At 72.3% G+C, this 5,750-nt stretch carries 6 protein-coding genes; all 6 read right to left on the bottom strand.

Features of this window, described 5'->3' with window-relative positions; all coding sequences use genetic code 11:
- Positions 1-56: 56 nt before the first annotated feature.
- Complete coding sequence (locus tag E4099_RS28130) at positions 57-1,052, bottom strand: aldo/keto reductase (RefSeq protein ID WP_245245248.1); 996 nt, start codon at positions 1,050-1,052, stop codon at positions 57-59.
- A 226-nt stretch (positions 1,053-1,278) separates the two neighbouring features.
- Positions 1,279-1,629 (bottom strand): cytidine deaminase, encoded by a 351-nt coding sequence (locus E4099_RS28125; RefSeq protein WP_135341941.1) that lies wholly within the window; start codon positions 1,627-1,629, stop codon positions 1,279-1,281.
- Between the two features lie 401 nt (positions 1,630-2,030).
- Positions 2,031-3,344: a hemolysin family protein gene (locus tag E4099_RS28120; protein WP_135341940.1), complete on the bottom strand. Its 1,314-nt coding sequence runs from the start codon at positions 3,342-3,344 to the stop codon at positions 2,031-2,033.
- Entirely contained in the window at positions 3,341-3,838 is a 498-nt protein-coding gene (ybeY, locus tag E4099_RS28115) for an rRNA maturation RNase YbeY (protein WP_135341939.1), read from the bottom strand. The genes E4099_RS28120 and ybeY overlap by 4 nt, the downstream gene beginning before the upstream one ends.
- A gap of 10 nt (positions 3,839-3,848) precedes the next feature.
- Positions 3,849-4,856, bottom strand: a complete 1,008-nt coding sequence (locus E4099_RS28110; protein WP_135341938.1) for a PhoH family protein — start codon at positions 4,854-4,856, stop codon at positions 3,849-3,851.
- Between the two features lie 216 nt (positions 4,857-5,072).
- A partial coding sequence (locus tag E4099_RS28105) for a carbohydrate kinase family protein (RefSeq protein ID WP_245245247.1) occupies positions 5,073-5,750 on the bottom strand: 678 nt, incomplete at its 5' end.

Here is a 5,750-nt window from a genome sequence, read left to right as displayed (position 1 = left end):
CCCCTGACCCCGATCCGTACCGGCCCCGGCACGGGGTGTGCCGGGACGGGGCCGGGTCAGCCCAGGAGGGTGCTGGTGCCCTCGGGGGCGAAGGTGGTCAGGGCCTGCTCGATCTGGGCCAGGATGTCCGGGGCCAGGGCCGTATGGGCCGCCGCCAGGTTCTCGGCGATGTGCGCCGGGGTGCGGCTGCCGGGGATCGGCACCACGTGCTCGTCCTGGTGCAGCAGCCAGGCCAGGGCCAGCTGGCTGGGGGTGATGTCCAGCTCGGCGGCGATCTCCCGCAGCGGGGCGAAGCGGTCGTTGTTGGTCTTGAGGTTGGCGCCCTCGAAGCCGGGGATGAAGCGGCGGACGTCGTCCTCGCCGAGGTCGCGCACGGTGCCGGTGAGGAAGCCGCTGCCCAGCGGCGACCAGGCGACCACTCCGACGCCCAGTTCGCGGGCGGCCCGGTGCAGTTCGGCGTCCACCGGGCTCCACATCGACCACTGGGCCTGCACGGCCGCCACCGGGTGCACCGCGTGGGCGCGGCGCAGCTGCTCGGCGGTGACGTTGGACAGCCCCAGGTGCCGGACCAGGCCGTCGCCGATCAGCTCGGCGACGGCTCCCACGGTTTCCTCGATGGGCACGGTCGGGTCCGGGAAGTGCGGGTAGTAGAGGTCGATGTAGTCGGTGCCCAGGGTGCGCAGCGAGGTCTCGGCGTAGCCGCGTACGTGCCGGGGCTCGGCGTTCACCGCCAGTTCGCCGAAGCTGTAGTTGACCGGGAAGGCGTGGGCCTGGACACCCTCGGGAAGGCGGAAGCCGAACTTGGTGGCGATGACGACCTGCTCCCGGCGGCCCCGGACGGCCCGGCCCACGATGCTCTCGTTGTGGCCGGCCTCTCCGTAGCCGTCGGAGGTGTCGATCAGGGTGGCGCCCTCGTCCACCGCCGCGCGCAGGGCGGTGAGCGCCCGGTCCTCGTCGATCTCCCCGTACGCGCCCGGCGACAGCACCATCGCGCCGAAGCCGATGGCGGAGGTCGTCAGGTCGCCCAGGGTGCGGGTGGGAACCACGGTCACGGTTGCTCCTCGGTTGGCTGGTGATCGGCCGGGGGAGTTTCCCCGGCCGATCACCAGCCTCTCTCCGGAGGCGGCCCGGCGTCCAAGACATCTGGCCATAGCCGTTGGTTATGAACGCGGCGTGTCCCCAGGCGGGGCACGGTCCTGGGCGGCTTGGCGGTGCGGCCCGGGCCGTGTGCCCGGTAGCCCGGTCGGCGGATGCCGGTGGTGGGCCCGGGGAGGCGGGTCAGACCTGGTGGGTGGTGTGCGGTACGCCGTCCGAGCCGGCCAGCAGTACGGGGGTGCCGGGGCCGCCGAGGTCGCGGACCGCGGCCAGGTCCTCCTCCGGGACCGACGCGGCCGCGCTGACCACGGCCGCGGCCTCCAGCGAGGTGGCGCCGCTGGCCACCGCCATGGCGACGGCGGTGCGCAGCGCGCTCAGCCGGAGCGAGTCCAGGGCGACGGTCCCGGCGACATAGGTACGGCCCGTCTCATCGCGGACCGCCGCGCCCTCCGGGACACCGTTGCGGGCCCGGGCGGAACGGGCAAGCGTGATGATCTTCTGGTCTTCGGGGTCCAGCGGGGCAGCTTCGCTCATGGCCATGAGGATATGCGGGCCGGTGTTCGCCTGGCCCGGGGGCTGCGGGGATCGGGCCCGCCCCCTCACGTACGGGGCTCCGCCCCGGCCCCTTCCGGGCTTTCCGGCGGGACCCAAGTCCTCAATCTCCCCCAGCCAACTCCCCCAGCTGACTCCCCCAGCTAACTCCCCCAGCTAACGCTGGGCGGTGCCCCCAGGCGGTGCCCCCAGGACGGGCTGCGTTTGCAGCCCGTCCGGCGTTTGAGGACGGAACCGGAAGCGGGCCGACCCGCACCTGCGTCAGTGCAACCCGTCCGGCGATTGAGGACGGAACCGGAAGCGGGGCGGACCCGCACCTGCGTCAGTGCAGCCCGTCCGGCGATTGAGGACGGAACCGGAAGCGGGGCGGACCCGCACCTGCGTCAGGCGTCCGGCTCGTCCTTGTCCAGGTGCCGCACCGGCTCCACCAGCACCGTGACGATGCGGTTCCGGCGGCCCGCCGGAGACTCCGCGGTCAGCCGCAGCGCGGCGAGGTCCGGGTGGGGGCCGTCGTCCGGGAGCGGGAGTTCCGCGGTGGCGCCGGCGATGGGGACCCGGCCCAGGCACTTGGCCAGCAGTCCGCCGACCGTCTCCACGTCCTCGTCGTCCAGCCGGAGGCCGTACAGCTCGCCCAGGTCGCCGATGTCGAGCCGGGCGGTGACCCGGTAGCGGTCCTCGCCCAGCTCCTCCACGGGGGGCAGCTCGCGGTCGTACTCGTCGGTGATCTCACCGACGATCTCCTCCAGGATGTCCTCGATGGTGACGATGCCGGCGGTGCCGCCGTACTCGTCGATGACCACCGCGACGTGGTTGCGCTCCTGCTGCATCTCGCGGAGCAGGTCGCCCGCGTTCTTGGTGTCGGGGACGAAGGTGGCCGGGCGCATGGCGGTGGAGACCAGCTCGGCCTCCGCGTCCCGGCTGATGTGGGTCTTGCGGACCAGGTCCTTGAGGTAGACGATGCCGACGATGTCGTCCTCGTTCTCCCCGGTGACCGGGATCCGCGAGAAGCCGGAGCGCAGCGCCAGGGTGAGGGCCTGCCGGATGGTCTTGAAGCGCTCGATGACCACCAGGTCGGTGCGCGGCACCATCACCTCGCGCACCAGGGTGTCGCCGAGCTCGAAGACCGAGTGCACCATTCGGCGCTCCTCGTCCTCGATCAGCGACTCCTTCTCGGCCAGGTCGACCAGCGCGCGCAGCTCCGCCTCGGAGGCGAAGGGGCCCTTGCGGAAGCCCTTGCCGGGGGTGAGGGCGTTGCCCAGCAGGATCAGCAGCTGCGGCACCGGGCCCATGACCCGGGCCAGGGGCAGCAGGACGTACGCCGCGGCGGTGGCGGTGTTCACCGGGTGCTGGGCGCCGATGGTGCGCGGGGAGACGCCCACCGCGACATAGCTGACCAGCACCATCACCCCGATGGCGATGGCCAGCGCCTCGCCGGTGGTGTCGAAGGCGCGGACGCAGGCGTAGGTGACCACCACCCCGGCCGCCATCTCGCAGGCGACCCGCAGCAGCAGGGCCACGTTGAGGTAGCGGGTGGGGTCCTCGGCGACCGCCATCAGCTTGGCGGCGCCGCGCCGCCCGGAGCGGACCGCCTCCGCGGCGCGGAAGCGGGTGGTACGGGCCAGACCGGCCTCGGCGCAGGCGGCCAGCCAGGCGATCACCACCAGCAGCACGGCCGCCGCGATCAACTGCCCGGTCATCGAGTGGTGGGGGCCGGGGAGGGGCCCTCGATGCCGCGCTCGGCGCGCCAGCCGTCCACGATCGCGGCCTGCAGCCCGAACATCTCGGCCCGCTCGTCCGGCTCCTCGTGGTCGTAACCGAGCAGGTGCAGCACCCCGTGCACGGTGAGCAGCTGGAGCTCCTCGTCCATGGAGTGCCGGCTGGGCGCTTCCTCGCCCTGCCGCTTGGCGACCTCCGGGCAGAGCACGATGTCACCGAGGAGGCCCTGCGGGGGCTCCTCGTCGTCCTTGGCCGGCGGGCGCAGTTCGTCCATCGGGAAGGACATCACGTCGGTCGGCCCGGGCAGGTCCATCCACTGGATGTGCAGCTGCTCCATGGCGTCGGCGTCGACGACGATCACCGAGAGTTCGGAGAGGGGGTGGATCCGCATCCGGGCCAGTGCGTAGCGGGCGATGTCGAGGATCGCCCGCTCGTCGATTTCGGTACCGGACTCGTTGTTGACGTCGATCGCCATGGTGCTGTGACTACTGCTTCCCGTTGCGGCTGTCGTACTGGTCGTATGCGTCGACGATACGGCCGACCAGCTTGTGCCGGACCACGTCGGTGCTGGTGAGCATCGAGAAGTGGACGTCCGGCACGTCCTCGAGGATCTCCCGCACCTGCTTCAGGCCGCTCTTGGTGCCGCCCGGCAGGTCGATCTGGGTGATGTCGCCGGTGATCACGATCTTGGAGTCGAAGCCGAGCCGGGTGAGGAACATCTTCATCTGCTCGGGGTTCGTGTTCTGGGCCTCGTCCAGGATGATGAAGGCGTCGTTCAGCGTGCGACCGCGCATATAGGCGAGCGGCGCGACCTCGATCGTCCCGGCGGCCATCAGCCGGGGGATGGAGTCGGGGTCGAGCATGTCGTGCAGCGCGTCGTACAGCGGGCGCAGATACGGGTCGATCTTCTCGTAGAGGGTGCCGGGCAGGAAGCCCAGCCGCTCCCCCGCCTCGACCGCCGGCCGGGTCAGGATGATCCGGTTGACCTGCTTGGACTGGAGGGCCTGGACCGCCTTGGCCATGGCCAGGTAGGTCTTGCCGGTGCCGGCCGGGCCTATGCCGAAGACCACGGTGTGCTTGTCGATGGCGTCGACATAGCGCTTCTGGTTGAGGGTCTTGGGGCGGATGGTGCGGCCGCGGTTGGAGAGGATGTTCTGGGTGAGCACCTCGGCGGGGCTCTCGGGGACTCCGCTCTCGCCGGTCTCCGCCGCGCGCAGCATGGCGATCGAGCGCTCCACCGCGTCCTCCGTCATCGGTTGTCCGGTGCGGAGCACCAGCATCATCTCGTCGAAGAGGCGCTGGATCAGGGCGACTTCCGCGGCATCCCCCGTCGCGCTGACCTCGTTGCCCCGAACATGGATATCCGTTGCCGGGAAGGCACGCTCGATGACGCGCAGCAGCGAGTCTCCGGAACCCAGGACCGTCACCATGGGGTGCTTGCTCGGGACCGTGAACTGGGCGCGTGCCTGCCGTTCTGTGGGTGTCTGCGTCATGGGCCGGCTCTCGGGCCTGCTCATACCTCCTCGGACGGGGTTCTCGCCGCTCGACAACCTCCGGATATCAAGGGTACGACGGGGTACGGACATGACCCGAGTTCTTTTCCCGCGGCCGGTCCCCCGGCCGGCTCCCCCGCGCCGGCGCCTCCGGGTGGGTGCCCGCCCGGCTGTCACCGCCGGCGGGTGCCCCCGGGCCGCGCCGCCGCCGGCCGTTCAGCCGCGTCGGAAGCCGATGGTGGGCACCGCCCGGCGCAGCGGCCAGGGGCGGGGGGCGGTGGGCACCAGGCGGTCCAGGAAGTCGTAGCGGCGCAGCGCGGTCGGGTCCTGGGCGGCGGCGGAGTCGCCGGGGGTGCCGGCGTACGACCTCATGTGCTGCCACCAGGCGGCGACCTCAGCCCAGCCGGGGGCGGACAGCGAGCCGCCGAACTCCTGTACCGACAGGGCCGCGGTGAGTCCGGCGAAGGCCAGCCGGTCGGCCAGCGGCCACCGGGCGAGGGTGCCGGTGAGGAAGCCGGCCATGAACACGTCCCCGGCGCCGGTGGGGTCCAGGGCCCGCACCGCGATCGCGGGCACCTCGGCGGTCTCGCCGGTGCGGCCGTCCACCGCGTAGGCGCCCTCGGCGCCCAGGGTGACCACCGCCAGCGGGACCTTGTCGGCCAGCGCGTGCGCGGCGGCCCGCGGGCAGTCGGTGCGGGTGTAGCGCATCGCCTCGGCCGCGTTGGGCAGGAACGCCTCGCAGTGCTCCAGGCCGGCGAGGTCGGCCGGGTCCCAGCGGCCGCTGTCGTCCCAGCCCACGTCGGCGAAGATCAGGCAGCCCTGCCGGGCGGCGTGGGCGATCCACTCCTCCTGGCGGCCGGGCACCAGCGCGGCGACCGCCGCCCGGGCCGGGGG

This window comes from Streptomyces palmae, from assembly GCF_004684805.1.
Lineage (GTDB): Bacteria > Actinomycetota > Actinomycetes > Streptomycetales > Streptomycetaceae > Streptomyces > Streptomyces palmae.
The sequence above is the reverse complement of the archived record's forward strand: the minus strand, read 5'-3'. Positions and strand labels throughout refer to the sequence as shown.